The organism is Pantoea sp. BL1 (assembly GCF_000963985.1).
Classification (GTDB): Bacteria; Pseudomonadota; Gammaproteobacteria; order Enterobacterales; family Enterobacteriaceae; genus Pantoea; species Pantoea rwandensis_B.
On the sequence record NZ_JZRH01000036.1, the window covers coordinates 100,527 to 119,135 of the forward strand.

The 18,609-nt window shown below is 52.2% G+C and carries 16 protein-coding genes; 6 read left to right on the forward strand and 10 right to left on the reverse strand.

Annotated features, from left to right (window positions below):
* Positions 1 to 31: 31 nt before the first annotated feature.
* The 4 genes from dtd to typA all read right to left on the reverse strand — a co-directional run bounded on the left by dtd (position 32) and on the right by typA (position 3,939).
* Positions 32 to 469: a D-aminoacyl-tRNA deacylase gene (gene dtd / locus VH86_RS17540; protein ID WP_045833657.1), complete on the reverse strand. Its 438-nt coding sequence runs from the start codon at positions 467 to 469 to the stop codon at positions 32 to 34.
* Complete coding sequence (locus VH86_RS17545; protein WP_045815735.1) at positions 466 to 1,338, reverse strand: virulence factor BrkB family protein; 873 nt, start codon at positions 1,336 to 1,338, stop codon at positions 466 to 468. The genes dtd and VH86_RS17545 overlap by 4 nt, the downstream gene beginning before the upstream one ends.
* On the reverse strand, positions 1,339 to 1,935 hold the full coding sequence (gene yihX, locus VH86_RS17550; RefSeq protein WP_045833658.1) for a glucose-1-phosphatase: 597 nt from the start codon (positions 1,933 to 1,935) through the stop codon (positions 1,339 to 1,341). It lies immediately after the preceding gene.
* A 183-nt stretch (positions 1,936 to 2,118) separates the two neighbouring features.
* Positions 2,119 to 3,939: a ribosome-dependent GTPase TypA gene (gene typA / locus VH86_RS17555; RefSeq protein WP_034823899.1), complete on the reverse strand. Its 1,821-nt coding sequence runs from the start codon at positions 3,937 to 3,939 to the stop codon at positions 2,119 to 2,121.
* Positions 3,940 to 4,379: 440 nt separating this feature from the next.
* On the opposite strand from typA, the gene glnA reads away from it, so the two are divergent.
* The 3 genes from glnA (at position 4,380) to glnG (ending at position 8,442) form a co-directional block, all read left to right on the forward strand.
* Positions 4,380 to 5,789: a glutamate--ammonia ligase gene (glnA, locus tag VH86_RS17560; RefSeq protein ID WP_034823901.1), complete on the forward strand. Its 1,410-nt coding sequence runs from the start codon at positions 4,380 to 4,382 to the stop codon at positions 5,787 to 5,789.
* A gap of 186 nt (positions 5,790 to 5,975) precedes the next feature.
* On the forward strand, positions 5,976 to 7,025 hold the full coding sequence (gene glnL, locus VH86_RS17565; RefSeq protein ID WP_045833659.1) for a nitrogen regulation protein NR(II): 1,050 nt from the start codon (positions 5,976 to 5,978) through the stop codon (positions 7,023 to 7,025).
* A 7-nt stretch (positions 7,026 to 7,032) separates the two neighbouring features.
* Positions 7,033 to 8,442: a nitrogen regulation protein NR(I) gene (gene glnG, locus VH86_RS17570; protein ID WP_034823905.1), complete on the forward strand. Its 1,410-nt coding sequence runs from the start codon at positions 7,033 to 7,035 to the stop codon at positions 8,440 to 8,442.
* Between the two features lie 35 nt (positions 8,443 to 8,477).
* Here glnG and hemN read toward each other — a convergent pair whose 3' ends face one another.
* Both hemN and yihI read right to left on the reverse strand, forming a co-directional pair.
* Complete coding sequence (gene hemN, locus VH86_RS17575) at positions 8,478 to 9,851, reverse strand: oxygen-independent coproporphyrinogen III oxidase (RefSeq protein ID WP_045833660.1); 1,374 nt, start codon at positions 9,849 to 9,851, stop codon at positions 8,478 to 8,480.
* 235 nt (positions 9,852 to 10,086) lie between these two features.
* A complete protein-coding gene (yihI, locus tag VH86_RS17580) occupies positions 10,087 to 10,608 on the reverse strand; it encodes a Der GTPase-activating protein YihI (RefSeq protein ID WP_045815738.1) in 522 nt (173 codons plus the stop codon).
* A gap of 550 nt (positions 10,609 to 11,158) precedes the next feature.
* Here yihI and yihA point away from each other — a divergent pair.
* Positions 11,159 to 11,797 carry a ribosome biogenesis GTP-binding protein YihA/YsxC gene (yihA, locus tag VH86_RS17585; protein ID WP_045815739.1) on the forward strand — a complete coding sequence of 213 codons (639 nt, stop codon included), beginning with the start codon at positions 11,159 to 11,161 and terminating at the stop codon, positions 11,795 to 11,797.
* A 408-nt stretch (positions 11,798 to 12,205) separates the two neighbouring features.
* Here yihA and polA read toward each other — a convergent pair whose 3' ends face one another.
* The 4 genes from polA to VH86_RS17605 form a co-directional block, all read right to left on the reverse strand.
* Positions 12,206 to 14,995 (reverse strand): DNA polymerase I, encoded by a 2,790-nt coding sequence (gene polA / locus VH86_RS17590; protein WP_045833661.1) that lies wholly within the window; start codon positions 14,993 to 14,995, stop codon positions 12,206 to 12,208.
* Positions 14,996 to 15,361: 366 nt separating this feature from the next.
* Complete coding sequence (gene dsbA / locus VH86_RS17595) at positions 15,362 to 15,991, reverse strand: thiol:disulfide interchange protein DsbA (protein WP_038644001.1); 630 nt, start codon at positions 15,989 to 15,991, stop codon at positions 15,362 to 15,364.
* A 26-nt stretch (positions 15,992 to 16,017) separates the two neighbouring features.
* The gene (locus VH86_RS17600) at positions 16,018 to 17,004 is read right to left on the reverse strand and encodes a serine/threonine protein kinase (protein ID WP_038643999.1); all 987 of its coding nucleotides are present in this window, start codon (positions 17,002 to 17,004) and stop codon (positions 16,018 to 16,020) included.
* A gap of 46 nt (positions 17,005 to 17,050) precedes the next feature.
* On the reverse strand, positions 17,051 to 17,326 hold the full coding sequence (locus VH86_RS17605; protein WP_045833662.1) for a YihD family protein: 276 nt from the start codon (positions 17,324 to 17,326) through the stop codon (positions 17,051 to 17,053).
* Positions 17,327 to 17,396: 70 nt separating this feature from the next.
* Here VH86_RS17605 and mobA point away from each other — a divergent pair, with 70 nt between their 5' ends.
* Positions 17,397 to 17,969, forward strand: coding sequence for a molybdenum cofactor guanylyltransferase MobA (gene mobA, locus VH86_RS17610; protein WP_045833663.1), 573 nt, complete (start codon positions 17,397 to 17,399; stop codon positions 17,967 to 17,969).
* Positions 17,969 to 18,475 carry a molybdopterin-guanine dinucleotide biosynthesis protein MobB gene (mobB, locus tag VH86_RS17615; protein WP_045833664.1) on the forward strand — a complete coding sequence of 169 codons (507 nt, stop codon included), beginning with the start codon at positions 17,969 to 17,971 and terminating at the stop codon, positions 18,473 to 18,475. The genes mobA and mobB overlap by 1 nt, the downstream gene beginning before the upstream one ends.
* Positions 18,476 to 18,609 lie beyond the last annotated feature (134 nt).

Sequence of the window (18,609 nt, forward strand, 5' to 3'; positions counted from 1 at the left end):
TGGCTGATCCCTGGCCGCTCGGCTGAAAACCTCACACCTGCAACCAGAAGGTCACTGGACCATCATTCACCAGTGAAACCTGCATGTTGGCAGCAAAACGACCGTTCGCCGTGGTCACACCCTGTGCCCGGCAACAATCGCTGAAATGGTAATAGAGACATTCGGCTTCCGCCGGTTCGGCACCACCTGAAAATGAGGGACGCATGCCTTTGTTGGTGTCGGCGGCAAGAGTGAATTGCGAAACCACCAGCACGCTGCCACCGGCCTGCTGTACGTTCAGGTTCATTTTGTCGTTCTCATCACCGAAGATGCGATAACCCAGCACACGTTCAGACAACCGCTGGGCCTTTTGTTCGTCATCGCCCTTCTCCACCCCTAACAACACCAGCAAACCGGCGCCAATCTCACCCACCGTCGCGTCATCCACCACGACGCTGGCGCGACTGACGCGCTGAATCAAAGCAATCATGTTTCCTCTCGTTCTTTTTCGCGTTCCTGCTGTTTTAGCTGGCGATAGTCATCAAGGGTGACGGTGATTTCCGCGCCTAACAACACAATACACCAGGTCCAGTAAACCCATAAAAACAGAATCGGGATGACTGCCAGTACGCCGTAAATTAATTGATACGAAGGGAACATCGTAACATAGAGCGCAAACCCTTTTTTGCCCAGCTCAAACAGCAGCCCGGCGACAATCGCACCGACCAGTGCATCACGCGTTGGCACACGGCGCGTCGGGACGATGCTGTAGAGCAACCAGAACGCGAGGATAGCGAGCACCAGAGGGAAGATTCGTAATACCTGATCGATAAGGCTGGTCACACCAGTGACATTGACCCAGCGCAGCGATAACAAGTAAGAGCTGATGGCCAGACTGGCACCGGCCAGTATCGGGCCCAGCGTCAGGATCATCCAGTAGACAGCAAAGGAGTAAACCATTGGCCGTGGTTTAGTACTGCGCCAAATCGCATTGAGTGCGCTGTCCACCGAGTGCATTAGCAACAGCGCGGTCACGATCAATCCGACAATCCCCACCGCTGTCATTTTATTGACGTTGGCCACAAACTGATCGAGGTAGCGCTGGATAACGTCACCGGCTGCCGGCATAAAATTGCTGAAGATGAAGTGTTTAAGCTGGACGCTGATCTCCGAAAACATCGGGAAAGCGGCAAAAAGCGCAAACACCACGGCGATCAGCGGCACCAAAGCCAGCAATGAGACGTAGGCCAGATTCCCGGCCTGCGTCGTCATGTTGTCTTCATCAACGCGGCGCCACAGCAGTTTGACCCACAGGAAAAACGCGTGCGCCGAATGGCGCAAATGGTTACGTGTTACCACTCAGCGACGGCTCGCGAACCAGTCCGGCACAGTTTTCGCGTCTTCCACCAGCACGCTCTCAATCCCCAGAGCGCGGGCCGCATCAATGTTGGCGCGATTATCATCAAAGAACACCGCCTGATCGGCGGTATAGCCTTCGTGCTCAAGCACATATTGATAGATACGCGTCTCAGGCTTGCGCATGCCTATGTCTTGCGACATATAGACGTGATCGGCTGCCTGTTGCACTTCCGGATATTGCGTTGGCCAGAACTCAAAGTGCAACTGATTGGTGTTGGACAGGATCACCACACGCTCGCCATTAGCGCGCAGTGTGTTCATGATCGCCAGTGTTTCCGGACGCACTCCGACAAACACCGCCTGCCAGCCCGCGGTGAATTGCGGATAGCTCAAGGCAATATCCAGTTGATCACAGATACGTGCCGCAAACTCGGGATCGCTGATCTCACCACGTTCGTGTTTCTCGAATGCTTCATCCATCTGGAAGCGACTTTGTAATGTCGCCAGCGGCACACGTCCCAGGTCACTCCAGACGCCGAGCACGCGATTAAAATCGATATCAACAATCACATTGCCTAAATCAAAGATGTACAGCATGACGCCTCTCCTTCTATTCCCTGGATCATTCACTCTAGCGGCAAAAAGCATTACTGAACAGGTACGATGAGGAGGAAATAAGCGTTCTGGAATCGGGGACAACTTTCACAAAGCGAGCGTTGCAGCGGGTTGCAGGCACAAAAAAGCCCCGCGATGCGGGGCTTAAATATCAGACTGTTTCGCTTACTCTTTACCGCCGCGAGACGCACGCTTACGGTCGTTCTCGGTCAGGTGACGTTTACGAATACGGACTGACTGCGGAGTCACTTCTACCAGTTCGTCATCATCGATGAACTCGATAGCCTGCTCCAGCGTCATTTTCTGCGGTGGAACCAGAGTGGTCGCTTCGTCAGTACCTGACGCACGCATGTTGGTCAGTTTCTTACCGGTCAGGCAGTTAACTGTCAGGTCGTTAGAACGGCTGTGAATACCGATGATCTGGCCTTCATAAACCTCAGCACCGTGACCCAGGAACAGCTTACCGCGATCCTGCAGGCTGAACAGTGCGAATGCGACTGCTTTACCCTGGCCGTTAGAGATCAGTACACCGTTCTGACGCTGGCCCACTTCGCCTGGACGCACATCGTCGTAGTGGCTGAAGGTGGAGTACAGCAGACCGGTACCTGAAGTCATGGTCATGAATTCGTTACGGAAGCCGATCAGGCCACGGCTTGGGATCATGTAGTCGAGACGTACACGGCCTTTGCCATCTGGATCCATATTTTTCAGATCGCCTTTACGCTCACCCATCGCCTGCATCACTGAACCCTGGTGGGTTTCTTCGATGTCGAGGGTCACGTTTTCGAATGGCTCTTGTTTACGGCCTTCGAATTCGCGGAAGATTACTTTCGGACGGGATACCGCCAGCTCGAAACCTTCACGACGCATGTTCTCGATCAGAACAGACAAGTGCAGCTCACCACGACCAGACACACGGAATGCGTCTGAATCTTCGGTTTCTTCAACGCGCAGTGCCACGTTGTGTACCAGCTCTTTGTTCAGACGCTCCAGGATCTGGCGCGAAGTCACATACTTACCTTCTTTACCGCAGAAAGGTGAAGTGTTGACGTTAAAGAACATGGTTACGGTTGGCTCATCAACGCTCAGGGCTGGCAGCGCTTCAACCTTCTGCGTGTCGCAGATGGTGTCAGAGATGTTCAGCTCGCCCAGACCGGTCACAGCGATGATATCGCCTGCTTCAGCCTCGGCGCTCTCGATACGTTCCAGACCCAGATGGCCCAGTACTTTACCGACTTTACCGTTACGGGTTTTGCCTTCGCTATCAATGATAGTGACTTGCTGGTTCGGCTTGATTTTACCGCGCTTGATGCGGCCAATGCCGATAACGCCCAGGTAGTTGTTGTAGTCCAGCTGCGAGATCTGCATCTGCAGTGGGGCTTCAACCTCAACCTGTGGTGGAGAAACACGATCCACAATCGCCTGGTACAGCGGGGTCATGTCGTCTGCCATGTCGTTGTGATCCAGACCGGCGATACCATTCAGCGCTGACGCATAAATGATAGGGAAGTCCAGCTGCTCGTCAGTCGCGTCGAGGTTAACGAACAGGTCAAACACCTGATCAACAACCCAATCAGGACGCGCGCCCGGACGGTCAACTTTGTTGATGACTACAATCGGCTTCAAACCATGAGCAAAGGCTTTTTTGGTTACGAAGCGGGTTTGCGGCATAGGGCCATCCATCGCATCTACAACCAGCAGCACCGAGTCCACCATGGACATAACACGTTCCACTTCACCACCGAAGTCGGCGTGTCCTGGGGTATCAACGATGTTGATACGGTAGTCGTTCCATTTGATGGCGGTGTTTTTTGCGAGGATGGTAATCCCACGCTCTTTCTCCAAATCGTTGGAGTCCATTACGCGCTCAGTCGCTTCGGTACGAGCATCAAAAGTACCGGACTGTTGTAACAGCTTGTCAACCAGGGTGGTCTTACCATGGTCAACGTGCGCGATGATGGCGATGTTACGCAAATTTTCGATCACAGCTTTGCCTCAGGCATTATAGAAATAACGCGGTATTGTACACGGATTAAGCGAAAGACTGAACATGATCACAGTATTCCCTTAAAGTTTCTCTTAGTGCTGTTTTTTAGCACCAATAACGGTGCATTAATCTGCACTGCGATGGGATTTTGCACCTTTTTGGTGCGATAATTGATCTGTGAAGCACCAAATTAGTGCGCATCATCCATACTGGTGCAGTCACCGACTCACGAAAGAGCGCGTCACAGCGCCATTTTTACCATTGTAATAAAGTTGGCACAGAATTCGCTTTATATTTTTCAAGCGAAAACGACAGTTATACAACGGTTGAAAAGAGCTTGCCGAGATCTTGGTTAGGGGTGGTCAGTAAGCGTGACACATTCCAGGCAACGAAGTTCTCTCACCATGACGATTATGACCATTTCCAGGAGAGTTTAAGTATGTCCGCTGAACACGTCCTCTCGATGATGAACGAGCACGAAGTTAAGTTTGTTGACCTGCGTTTTACCGATACCAAAGGTAAAGAACAGCACGTTACTATCCCTGCTCACCAGGTTAACGCTGACTTCTTCGAAGAAGGCAAAATGTTCGATGGCTCATCCATCGGTGGCTGGAAAGGCATTAACGAATCAGACATGGTGCTGATGCCGGATGCGACCACTGCGGTTATGGATCCGTTCTTCGAAGATCCAACGCTGATCATCCGTTGTGACATCCTCGAGCCAGGCACGCTGCAGGGCTACGACCGTGACCCACGCTCCATTGCTAAACGTGCAGAAGAGTTCCTGCGTTCTTCAGGCATCGCGGATACCGTGCTGTTTGGACCTGAGCCAGAGTTCTTCCTGTTCGATGACATCCGTTTCGGTTCTTCTACTTCAGGTTCACACGTCGCTATCGATGATATCGAAGCCGCATGGAACACCGGTAAAGAATACGAAGGCGGAAACAAAGGTCACCGTCCAGGTCTGAAAGGCGGTTACTTCCCGGTTCCACCTGTCGACTCAGCTCAGGACATCCGTTCTGCTATGTGTCTGACCATGGAGCAGATGGGTCTGGTGGTTGAAGCTCACCACCACGAAGTTGCAACAGCAGGTCAGAACGAAGTGGCTACCCGCTTCAACACCATGACCAAAAAAGCTGACGAAATTCAGATCTACAAATACGTGGTGCACAACGTTGCTCACGCGTACGGCAAAACAGCAACCTTCATGCCTAAGCCAATGTTCGGCGATAACGGTTCTGGTATGCACTGCCACATGTCCCTGTCAAAAGGCGGCGTGAACCTGTTCTCTGGCGACAAGTACGGCGGCCTGTCTGAAACTGCTCTGTTCTACATCGGCGGTATCATCAAGCACGCTAAAGCGATCAACGCCCTGGCTAACCCAACCACCAACTCGTACAAGCGTCTGGTCCCGGGTTACGAAGCACCTGTTATGCTGGCTTACTCAGCACGTAACCGTTCTGCTTCAATCCGTATCCCAGTGGTTGCGAGCCCGAAAGCACGTCGTATCGAAGCACGCTTCCCGGATCCAGCGGCTAACCCGTACCTGGCCTTCACCGCGCTGCTGATGGCGGGTCTTGATGGTGTTATCAACAAGATCCACCCTGGCGATGCGATGGACAAAAACCTGTATGACCTGCCTCCGGAAGAAGAAGCTGAGATTCCAAAAGTTGCAGGCTCTCTGGAAGAAGCACTGAACGCACTGAACGAAGACCGCGAGTTCCTGACCCGTGGCGGCGTGTTCACTGATGACGCAATCGACGCGTACATCGAACTGCGTAAGCCAGAAGTTGACCGCGTGCGCATGACTCCGCACCCAGTTGAGTTCGAACTGTACTACAGCGTTTAATTTAAAAAATTTCAGCGCATTTCACGCCGCTTATTGGCGGCGTAAATAACCTGAACGTTTTTTTGTTGCCGTGGAAACTTTAGCCCATCTCCGGATGGGCTTTTTTCACCGCGAATTCATCGTTCGAATGATAGTTTTCAGTCCCAAAAGGCTATAATGCACTAATTTAGTGCAGAGGAACGCTGTATGGCAACTGGCACATTGCCCGACGCGGGGCAGATTCTTAACTCTCTAATCAACAGTATTTTGCTGGTCGATAACGATTTGGTTATCCATTATGCCAACCCGGCTGCGCAGCAATTACTGGCACAAAGCTCACGTAAATTGTTCGGCACGCCATTACCGGAATTAACCGGCTATTTTTCGCTGAATATTGAGGTGATGAGCGAGAGTCTTGGAGCAGGCCAGGGCTTTACCGACAGCGAAGTGACGTTAGTGGTCGATGGCCGCGCGCACATTATGTCGCTGACCGCGCAGCGTCTACCCGATGGCCTTATCCTGCTGGAAATGGCGCCGATGGATAATCAACGCCGTCTCAGCCAGGAACAGCTGCAACATGCTCAGCAGGTCGCCGCACGTGATTTAGTGCGCGGACTGGCGCATGAAATTAAAAACCCGCTCGGAGGTTTACGCGGCGCCGCGCAGTTATTAACGCGTGCTCTGCCCGATCCTTCGCTGCATGAATACACCCGGATTATTATCGAACAGGCGGACCGCCTGCGTAATCTGGTTGATCGTTTACTGGGGCCCCAACAGCCCGGTATGCACGTCACACAAAGCATTCATCAGGTGGCGGAGCGCGTGGTGAATCTGGTCTCGATGGAGCTGCCGGACAATGTCTCGCTGGTGCGTGATTACGACCCGAGCCTGCCCGAACTGCCACACGATCCCGATCAGATTGAACAGGTGCTGCTCAACGTGGTGCGTAATGCGCTGCAGGCGCTGGGTGACGATGGCGGCACTATCGTGATCCGTACCCGTACCGCGTTTCAGCTGACGCTGCACGGCACCCGTTATCGTCTGGTGGCGCGTATCGATATTGAAGATGATGGCCCTGGGATTCCTGCTCAGCTACAGGACACGCTGTTCTATCCGATGGTGAGTGGTCGTGAAGGAGGAACCGGTTTAGGTCTCTCCATCGCCCGCAGCCTGATCGATCAGCATTCAGGAAAAATAGAATTTAACAGTTGGCCAGGACACACCGAATTCTCGGTTTACCTGCCTATTCGCCAGTGAGGTTTCTATGCAACGAGGGATAGTCTGGATCGTCGATGACGATAGCTCCATCCGCTGGGTGCTTGAACGTGCGCTCACTGGAGCCGGTTTGAGCTGCGCGACATTTGACAGCGGCAATGAAGTGCTGGATGCACTCTCAAGTAAAACCCCAGATGTATTGTTATCGGATATTCGCATGCCGGGCATGGATGGGCTGGCGCTGCTGAAACAGATTAAACAGCGTCACCCGATGCTGCCGGTCATCATTATGACGGCGCATTCGGATCTCGATGCCGCCGTCAGCGCTTATCAACAAGGCGCGTTCGATTACCTGCCAAAGCCGTTTGATATTGATGAAGCGGTCGCACTGGTTGAACGTGCGATCAGCCATTATCAGGAGCAGCAGCAGCCGCGTAATCAACCGGTGAGCGGCCCGACTACGGACATCATCGGCGAAGCGCCGGCGATGCAGGATGTGTTTCGCATCATTGGCCGTTTGTCGCGATCTTCCATCAGCGTGCTGATTAATGGTGAATCGGGTACCGGTAAAGAGTTAGTGGCGCATGCACTGCATCGCCACAGCCCGCGTGCCAAATCACCGTTTATCGCGCTGAATATGGCGGCGATCCCGAAAGACCTGATCGAATCCGAATTGTTCGGGCATGAGAAAGGGGCCTTTACCGGGGCGAATCAGATCCGTCAGGGCCGTTTTGAACAGGCCGATGGGGGCACGCTGTTTCTTGATGAAATAGGTGATATGCCGCTCGACGTGCAAACCCGATTGCTGCGCGTGTTGGCCGATGGCCAGTTCTACCGCGTGGGCGGCTATGCACCGGTGAAAGTGGATGTGCGTATCATCGCGGCAACCCACCAAAACCTCGAACTGCGCGTGCAGGAAGGCAAATTCCGTGAGGATTTATTCCATCGTCTGAACGTGATTCGCGTGCATCTGCCGCCATTGCGCGAACGTCGCGAGGATATCCCACGTCTGGCGCGTTATTTCCTGCAAGTCGCCGCGCGTGAGTTGGGTGTTGAGGCGAAGATTCTGCATCCGGAGACGGAAACAGCGCTGACGCGTCTGCATTGGTCCGGTAACGTGCGCCAGCTGGAGAATACCTGCCGCTGGCTAACCGTGATGGCTGCAGGCCAGGAAGTGTTGATTCAGGATCTGCCACCAGAGCTGTTTGAGTCAAGCACGCCGGACAATCCGGTGCAGTCGCTGCCGGACAGCTGGGCCACCCTGCTGGCACAATGGGCGGACCGCGCACTGCGTTCCGGTCATCAAAACCTGCTCTCTGAAGCGCAGCCGGAGATGGAGCGCACTCTGCTCACCACCGCTCTGCGTCACACTCAGGGTCACAAGCAGGAAGCCGCACGTTTACTGGGTTGGGGTCGTAATACTCTGACGCGTAAACTGAAAGAGCTGGGAATGGAATAAGTGAGAACCAGGGGAGCGCGATGCTCCCCTGATTTTTATATCACCCGCGAGAACTGCTGCATGCGAGCCTTTTGACGCAGATAGCGATCAAAGCACATGCAAATATTGCGAATCAGTAAACGCCCAATTCCTGTGACCTGCAGGCGACGACCACGCTGTTCCAGCAAGCCGTCCGCCATCAATGGCGCCAGTAACGCTAAATCTTCCGCAAAATAGGCTTCAAAAGTGATGGGCCATTGCGCTTCAATTGCCGCAAAATCTAATGAGAAATTGCAGATCAACGTCTTGATGACATCACGGCGCAGGCAGTCATCGTCACTCAGTGTCAAACCACGCCATAGCGCGTTCCCACTCTGCTCTACGCTGGCATAGTAAGCCTTTAGCTCTTTTTGGTTCTGCGCATAACTGTCTCCCAGCATACTGATCGCCGAGACACCGAATCCCACCAGCTCGGTTTCGCCTTGCGTGGTGTACCCCTGAAAATTGCGGTGCAGTTCACCCGCACGCTGCGCGATGGCCAGCTCATCATTCGGTTTAGCAAAGTGGTCCATCCCGATGAACTGATAGCCTGCATCGGTCAAGGTGCCAATGGTTTGCTGCAGGATTTGCAGCTTCTGTTCCGCACCAGGTAGCTCTTCATCTTTGATTTTGCGTTGTGCAGCAAACAGCGTCGGCATGTGCGCGTAATTGAATACGCTGAGTCGATCGGGATTAAGCGCGATGACTCGCTGTAAGGTGAAGGCAAAACTTTCGGGCGTCTGCAGCGGCAGGCCGTAAATCAGATCCAGGCTCACTGAGCGGAACCCTCGCGCACGCGCACGTTCAACCAGCCCAAAGATAGTCTCTTCATCCTGCACGCGGTTGACGCGCTCCTGCACCGCTTTATTAAAGTCCTGCACACCCATACTCAGGCGATTGAAACCTTCAGCACGCAGATGATCGATCATCTCCAGCTCAATTTCGCGTGGATCGACTTCGAGAGACATCTCAACATCATCAGCAATGTCAAAATGGACACGCAGCAGCGCCACCAGCCGGCTGACCTGAACTTGATTGAGAAAGGTTGGTGTACCACCGCCCCAGTGCAACTGCGTGACGCGGCGTCCGGCAAACAGCGGCGCACGCTGGCGAATTTCCTGCTCCAGCACATCCAGATAGCGATCGGCCTTGTGCAGCTGGCGCGTCACAATCTTATTGCAGCCGCAGAAGTAGCAGAGGCGATGGCAGAACGGAATATGGACATACAGCGACAGGGAACGTTGAGGATAGCGTTCAACCGCAGACTGGAAGCTGGCCTCGCCAAAGTTCTCATTGAACTCCAGCGCAGTGGGGTATGAGGTGTAACGCGGACCCGCGTAATTGTATTTTTCAATCAGCCGCTGGTCCCATTCAATCTGCTGCGATGACATGCTCACTCCTTACTGTGACGTCGTTTGAGAGAGGGTCGCGTTGCAGAAGAGGAGAGATAGCGGTGAGCCGTACGCCGGCGTAAACGCGACTTCAGACGCGACAGGCGACGAAGTTTAAACAATAACCACAGGAGATAACATGTCAGCAGCAGCGCTAAAATTGATCCAGGCCAAAGCATCAGCGAATACCTGTTTAGCGCGGCATGCGCAAAAGCGCATGCCGATCAAAAATGACTTAGTTGCCTTTTAACAAGCGCATCATATCGACTTCGGCTTGTTCATCTTCAGCACCGTCATCCAACGCGATACCGAGGGTTTCCATCAGTTCGTCAATGCGATCCAGCGTCTGATCGAGCCATGCCTGATCTTCAGCGCTGAGTGTCTCACCACTTTCCAGACGATCCAGTAAGGTGTCCAGACGTTCATCGTTTTCCAGCTTCGCCAGCTCTTCTTCCGGCGTCAGACGAACTTTTTCCGCTTTCGGTTTGGCTTTCGCTACCGGCTTTTTCTCCGGTACAGTTTTACCATCGGCCACCAGCGCAACCGGTTTTTTACTGCCGGTACGTGGATCGGCATTTTTCTGACCCTGGCCTTTGCCAGCGCCTTTGGTTTCCGGGTTCGCACGGCTGCCCGCTTTATGGCCGCTGTGCTTTTTATCGCGTTTACGATCGCGTGCTTCCTGGTTCAGTTCTTCACGCGATTTGCGTTTGGCTTTAGCAGCAGGTTTGCCACGCTGGGCTGGTGCAGGTTGCTTCATGGTGTCCGGTCTCGGCGATTTTTCTTCAGTATAGAATTGCGGCGAAATCTAGCAGAAAGATGACAAAGAAAAAAGGCGATAGCCTATGCTATCGCCTTATTTCGCACCTTCTACTGAAGGAATAACGGTATAAATCCTTTACAGCTCTCAACGTCCCGGTTGCTCCTTCGCCTCATCGCTCCTGCGAGTAATCCTTTTCCTTGTCCGACTCATACCTGAATCACATCCTGCCATGCTCCTGGTCATCCCCGACACTCCTGAGCGCATCATCCTGATGGGTGCTGCCGTGCACTGACACCAAATGTAGACCAATCAGTAAAATGAACAAGTGAGACATGTCTTTAATTTAGAGCGGTAATTTTCAACATCTATTTATCTTATTGAAAATATTACACTATCCAACATATGAACATTCTATTAATCGGTAATGACTGGCAGTAAATATCGTCGATCTCTTACAAAGTGGCGCGTTAAGACGCTATCGGGCACTTTTGCGCCATAACAGGTATAATCAGCCCAATTGACCGAATCACTTTGCTGGAGCTTTACTTTGTCTGCTTTGAATTATCACATGACCCACTTCGTGCTCAGCGCCCCGGATATTCGCCATTTACCGGCAGATGTGGGCATTGAGGTCGCGTTTGCCGGACGCTCTAACGCAGGCAAATCCAGCGCGCTGAATACCATCACCAACCAGAAAAGCCTTGCGCGTACCAGTAAAACGCCAGGTCGTACTCAGCTCATCAACCTGTTTCAGGTCGTCGAGGGGAAAACCCTGGTCGACTTACCCGGTTATGGCTACGCCGAAGTCCCGGAAGAGATGAAACGTAAATGGCAGCGTGCGCTGTCTGAATATTTGCAGAAGCGCCAGGCACTGAAAGGCCTGGTGGTGCTGATGGATATTCGCCATCCGCTGAAAGATCTCGACCAGAATATGATTGAGTGGGCAGTCCAGAGCGGCATCCCTGTACTGGTGCTGTTAACCAAGGCAGATAAGCTGGCATCAGGTGCACGTAAAGCGCAGCTCAAACTGGTGCGTGAGGCAGCATTAGGCTTTATGGGTGATGTGCAGGTAGAGATGTTCTCATCACTCAAGAAGATCGGCGTTGATATCGTTCGTCAGAAACTGGATAGCTGGTTCAGTGAACTGGAACCGGCGCAAGAAGATGAAGAAGCCCCTTCTGCGTAATGTGAAGCGCGGGTTTACGACCCGCTTTTCAGAAAAAGCCCAATAAAAAACGCCCCAGTCATAAATGACTGGGGCGGCTAAATATTCAGCCAAATCCGATTACGTGAAGTAAAAGGTCTGAAAGATAGAACATCTTACCTCTGTACCCTACGCGATGAACTTTACCTGATTTTTCCTGACCAACAAAGGGTTTTTTGTTGTTAAGTTTCAGGATTCCACATCTTTTTTACCGGGTTCGTCACACTTTAGCTTAAGGCGTGTAGTTTAATTACTAAAAAAATGCTTAGCCGATAGGCAGTTACAAAATGCGCATTTAACAAGCGGCTTTGCATCGTTGCTGAACCGATTAAGTAAACTTTTTTCTTATGACGATGTCAGCGGCATGGATATACCGCCGACAATGTTTTCTTAGTGCGCCTGATCCCAATTATCGCCCGTTCCGACTTCAACCTGCAGTGGAACATCCAGCTTCATGCTGCCCTCCATCAGCTGACGGATCGTCGCACTGGCACTCTCTACCGCATCCTTATGGATCTCAAACACCAGTTCATCGTGTACCTGCATGATCATTTTCACGGCATCATCCTGCTGTTGCAGTAACCAGCCATCCACGGCAATCATCGCGCGTTTGATAATGTCCGCTGCGGTGCCCTGCATCGGGGCGTTAATCGCCGCGCGCTCTGCTGCCTTACGGCGAATAGCGTTGCTGGAGCTGATATCCGGTAACCACAGGCGGCGACCATCCAGTGTCTCCACATAACCCTTCTCTGCCGCCTGAGTGCGCGTCTCTTCCATGTAACGCAGTACGCCCGGATAACGCTCAAAATAGAGATCCATATACTTTTTCGCTTCGCCTGCGCCGATGTTGAGCTGGCGCGACAGACCGAAGGCGCTCATGCCGTAAATCAAGCCAAAGTTAATTGCCTTGGCACTTCGGCGTTGCTCACCTGATACCTTGCTCAGCGAGACTCCAAAGACTTCTGACGCCGTTGCGCGGTGAATGTCTTCACCCTGCGCAAACGCATCCAGCAGGCCTTTATCCTGCGACAGATGTGCCATGATGCGCAGCTCAATTTGCGAGTAGTCAGCCGCGACGATGCGATTATCTTTACCCGCAATAAAGGCCTGACGAATACGACGACCTTCATCGTTACGCACTGGGATGTTTTGCAGGTTGGGATCGGTAGATGAGAGACGCCCGGTAGCCGTGACCGCCTGATGATAGGAGGTATGCACGCGGCCAGTCATCGGATTGATCATCAAAGGCAGTTTGTCGGTATAGGTCGACTTCAGCTTAGACAGGCCACGATGTTCCAGAATCACTTTGGGCAGCGGATAGTCGAGCGCCAGTTCAGCCAGCACTTCTTCGCTGGTAGACGGTGCGCCGCCAGGGGTTTTCTTGGTAGGCTTGATGCCCTGCTTTTCAAACAGAATGGTCTGCAGCTGCTTGGTGGAGGAGAGATTAAACGGCTCACCTGCCAGCTCATGCGCTTTCAACTCCAGTTCCGCCAGACGCGTGGTCAGCTCCTGCGAGTGTTTGGCCAGAATGTTTTGATCGATCAACACGCCGTTGCGCTCAATGCGTGAAATCACAGTCACCAGCGGCATTTCGATATCAGTAAAGACCTGCTTGGGACCCGCTTCCTGCTCCAGCTTCGGCCACATTTTAAGATGCAGCTGCAGCGTGACGTCTGCGTCTTCTGCTGCGTAATGAGCGGCCTGCTCAATAGCAATCTGGTTGAAGGTCAGCTGATTTTTTCCTTTACCGGCAATCTCTTCGAAGGTGACGGTTTTATGGTTCAGCCAGCGCGAAGCCAGGCTATCCATATCATGTTTACCGCCGACGCTGCTCAGGCAATAGGATTCCAGCATGGTGTCGAATTTAATGCCGTTCAGCTCAATATCGTAGTTCTTCAGCACGCCACGATCGTATTTGAGGTTCTGGCCGACTTTTGCAGATTTAGCGTCTTCCAGTAACGGTTTTAGCTGCTTCAACACGTCATTGCGATCCAGTTGGGCTGGCGCATCAAGATAATCATGAGCCACCGGAAGATAAGCCGCTTCACCCGGCGCAACCGCAAAGGAGAGGCCGACAATGTTGGCACTCCAGCTATCCAGAGAATCGGTTTCCAGATCGAAGGCAAAGAGTTCTGCTTTTTTCAATTTTTGCAGCCACTCGTCGAGGGTTGCCTCATCGAGAATAGTGACGTAGCCGTCAGATGACAGCACGCTGGCTGTTTCAACAGCCTCAACCGCAGATTCAGTAGCCAGTGATTTCTGTGCCTGCACATTGCTCTTTTTGCCTTGCAGCCAGCTACCGTCCTGTAAATCGCTGATCCAACGTTTAAATTCATAGCGGCCGAAGAGATTCTGCAGTTTTTCAACGTCCGGCTCGTTGACGGTGAGTTGCTCGCAACCCAGTTCCAGTTCTACGTCAGTCTTAATGGTCGCCAGCTGATAGGACAGGAATGCGACCTCGCGGTTCTGCTCCAGCTTCGCTGCCATGGTCTTCGCGCCACGGAACGAGAGGTCCGCCACTTTGTCCAGATTGTCATAAATTGACTGCATACCGCCTAAGCCTTGCAGCAGCGCCTGTGCAGTCTTCTCACCTACGCCAGGCACACCCGGAATGTTATCCGAGCTGTCACCCATCATGGCGAGGAAATCGATAATCAGTGAAGGTGGCACACCATATTTCTGCTCGACCTCTTCCGGGCCCAATACGGTATTAGTCATGGTGTTAATCAGCGTAATGCCCGGCGTGACCAGCTGCGCCATATCTTTATCGCCAGTGCTGATCAGCACCGCACGGCCCTGCTTTTCTGCTTCCAGTGCCAGAGTACCAATCACATCATCAGCCTCAACGCCAGTCACCGCCAACAGCGGTAATCCCATCGCTTTGACCATCTCGTGCAGCGGCTCGATCTGTGCACGCAGATCGTCGGGCATTGGCGGACGATGCGATTTGTAGTGCTCGAATAATTCATCGCGGAAAGTTTTACCTTTCGCATCGAAGACCACGGCCACATGGCTCGGCTGATACTGCATCAGCAAACTTTTCAGCATGTTGAGCACACCGTACATCGCGCCCGTGGGCTCGCCTGCACTGTTGGTCAGCGGCGGAAAGGCATGATACGCCCGGTAGAGATAAGAGGATCCGTCTACCAGAATCAGGGGATTTTCTGCAATTTGCGCCATAGGTTCGTATTTTCTTCGTTGCGATAATGAGGGCTATAAGGATGCCACAACCAGAGAGGAATGTTGAATCAGAGCAGGGTTGTCAGGATCTTTTTCATCGTTACGCGGAGTGGATCGCAAGGATCGGTCTGTGGATAACTTTGTGCGTAAAATTCATAACGTATTGTTATTTACGCTTATTGCAATCATTTTACAGATAAAAGTTATTGTTTTTCAATTTGTTATTAACTTACCGTGATGAAGTGCGCCTTTTTGAAAAGGTGATCGTCCATGTGGATATTAAGCGGAGGGTTAACAGGGATATCATGACTACGTCATCAGTAAGGGCGTAAAACGCCGACATCGTCGGCGTTTATTCGCGCTTAATTACTTCTTCTCAACCAGGAATTTCACTACGTTGGCGTAATCGGCAACGAAATTGTCCATAGAGCTGGTATCCAGACCGCCGTTGTTCACCATATATTTGCCGTTCACGAAGATGGCTGGCACGCCCTGAAGATTAAGATCGGACGCCGCTTTCTGCTGCTGTGCAACCAATGCTTTCACCGCAAAGCTATTCCACGCTGCATCATAATCTTCTGACGAGATACCCGCCGCCTGGATGAAGGTGGCTTTCAGGCTAGCCGCATCGGTGATGGTTTGGGTTTTCTGAATGCCGTCGAAAATCGGTGCAGTGACTTTGCTTTCCACGCCCAGCGCCATCGCTACCGCCCAGGCTTGAGTCACAACAGGACCAAAGTCTCCGCCGAGGAAATCAACGTGATATTTAGTCACTTTAGTGTCTGCTGGCAGGTTCTTTTTCACGGCATCACTCACGTGATAGACGCGTTCGAACTGGTAGCAGTGCGGGCAGAAGAAGGAGAAGAACTCCAATACCTGTGGCTCACCAGCAACCGGCTTTGGCAGTGTGACGAATTGTTTGCCGTCATTAAACTGTGCCGCTGAGGCGCCAAATGCCAGCATTAAACCTACCAGCGCAAACATAATCTTTTTCATCGTGAAAAAATCTCCTGAGTACTTCATTAAAATTGCGGGCTAAGCTGCAACGGGGGTTGATGTAACAGCCTCTCCTGCTCGATAAATAGTGCAATCTGTCGGCGCCAGAAATCCTCATCGGTCATCCAGGGAAAGGCGCGCGGAAAAGCCGGGTCCTGCCAGCGGCGAACCACCCAGGCCAAATAATAAACCATGCGCATAGCGCGTAAAGGCTCAATCAGTGACAATTCATGTAAATCAAAGTCACTGAATTCATTATAAGCTTCCAGCAGAATATCCCACTGAATCAGCTGTTCCTGACGATCGCCGTTTACCAGCATCCACAGATCCTGCACTGCAGGCCCGTTGCGCGCATCGTCAAGATCGACAAACATCGGTCCATCGCGCCACAGGATATTACCTGGATGGCAGTCGCCATGCAGCCTGAGCGGCTGCCATTTATCATGCCAGCGCTGCTGCAAGGTGCCGATAAGTTTATCAACGGCGTTCAGCAGCGCATCCTTCAGGGCAGCCGGTACCAGCGTGCTTTGCTCCAGCTCCTGGCGAGGTTGTAAGACATACTCTTCCAGGCCGAAAGTTGGCCGCTGTTGAAACAGGCTTTGGCGACCCGTTTGATGGATACGCCCGAGAAATCGGCCCACCCACTCCATCTGTTCTTCATTATCGGTTTCATACTGTCGCCCACCCAGGCTTGGGAAAACGGCAAACATAAAACCGGCATGGTGGTTAAGCGTACTGCCCTGCAATGCCAGTGGTGCAGCAACAGGTACTTCATCGGCCAGCAGATCATGCGTGAACTGATGCTCTTCCAGAATTTGTTGCGCACTCCAGCGTTGTGGCCGATAGAACTTAGCCACATAGCGACGTTTGTCGTCATCACTAAACTGATAGACACGGTTTTCGTAGCTATTGAGGGCGGTTAAGCCGGATTCGACACGCAGACCCGCATCCCAAAGTGCATCCAGGATAACATCGGGGTCCAGCGTCTGGAAATTAAAGGCGGCTTCGCTCATCATTTTGCCTGTGTGTTACCGTTGCAAGGAATGCGCAAGGATAACACTACTCATCATCCTTAATCACACCGCGTGCACGTAATAGCGCGGTTTTGAAGTCCACTTCATAATCCTTTTTCAGTCCGGGAATTTCCGCATCGCAGTCGGCGTCACGCATTTTGAGATGGTAAATCAATATGTCATCGGTTAATTCACTTAATGGGCCACTGAAGCCTGATTCCTGCGCCAGTTTCTGTAAAAATGCCAGCAGGTTAAGGTCTGACTCCTTTTGCCAGGCCGGTTGCAGGAGTTCAAACAATTCATTAAGTCGGTGATATTTCATCATTGATTCCTCTATGCAGTGGTAGGCTGCCGTTATGCAAGTATCGTCCAGTTTGATCAAGGAGACGAAAATGACCGCATTTACCGGCGTGATCCTCGCAGGTGGGCAAGGCAGTCGTATGGGCGGCCAGGATAAAGGGCTGCTGGAGTTGCAGGGCAAACCGCTTTATCAGCACGTTCTGCAGCGTTTGATGCCACAGGTCAATATTGTGTTGATAAGCGCCAACCGTAACATTGATCGTTATCAGGCTAGCGGTTGTCAGGTCGTTACTGATTCAATGCCAGATTACCCCGGTCCGTTGGCAGGCATGTTAAGTGGCTTGCAGCACAGTAAGACCGAGTGGGTCGCCTTTTGTGCCTGTGATACGCCCTGGTTACCGGAGGACTTCGTTGCACGTTTATGGCAGCAGCGCGGCGATGCGCCTGCGGTTTGGGTAAGATCAATTCAGCGCGATCATCCTGCCCTGGCGCTGGTGAATCGTTCATTAGCGAAAGATCTTGAAGCCTGGCTGCTGCGGGGTGAGCGGCGTTTAATGCAGTTCTTACATGAACACGGTGGGCATGCAGTGACGTTCACGGATCCTGAATCTGCGTTTCGCAATATTAATACGCCGGACGATTTGGTTGATGAGGAGAAGCACTGATGGGTGTGCCATTACTGGCTATTGTGGCGTGGAGCGGCACCGGTAAAACCACCTTGCTGCAGCAGGTGATTCCTCTACTCAAGGCGCGTGGCATCCGTACTGGATTAATTAAACATACCCATCATCGAATGGACATCGATACGCCGGGAAAAGATAGCTATCTGCTGCGAAAAGCGGGTGCCGATCAGGTGATTGTTGCCAGCGATCAGCGCTGGGCGCTGATGTGCGAGACCCCAGATAAGCCGTTGGGTCTGACGGAACTGACCGCGCGGATGGATCATTCTGCGCTGGATCTGGTGCTGGTTGAAGGCTTTAAAGATGAACCTGTAGCCAAAATCGCGCTGTGGCGGCGTGGTGTTAAAGGTGAAGTGGCTGATTTACTGGATGAATATGTGATTGCGCTGGCCAGCGATGATAAATTAACGATCGACCGGCCTCTTCTTGATATTAATCAGCCGGTTATCGTGGCTGATTTTATCGAAAACTGGCTAAGAACGGGTCAGTAAGCGGAAGAATTTTTGCGGGACTGGCTGAATTTCAGACGTAAAATCTCCTGGCTACAGACGTAAGAAAAACCTAGACTATCCCCTGGCTACAGACGTAAAAAAACCCTGAACTTGCGTTCAGGGTTTCTTCACTT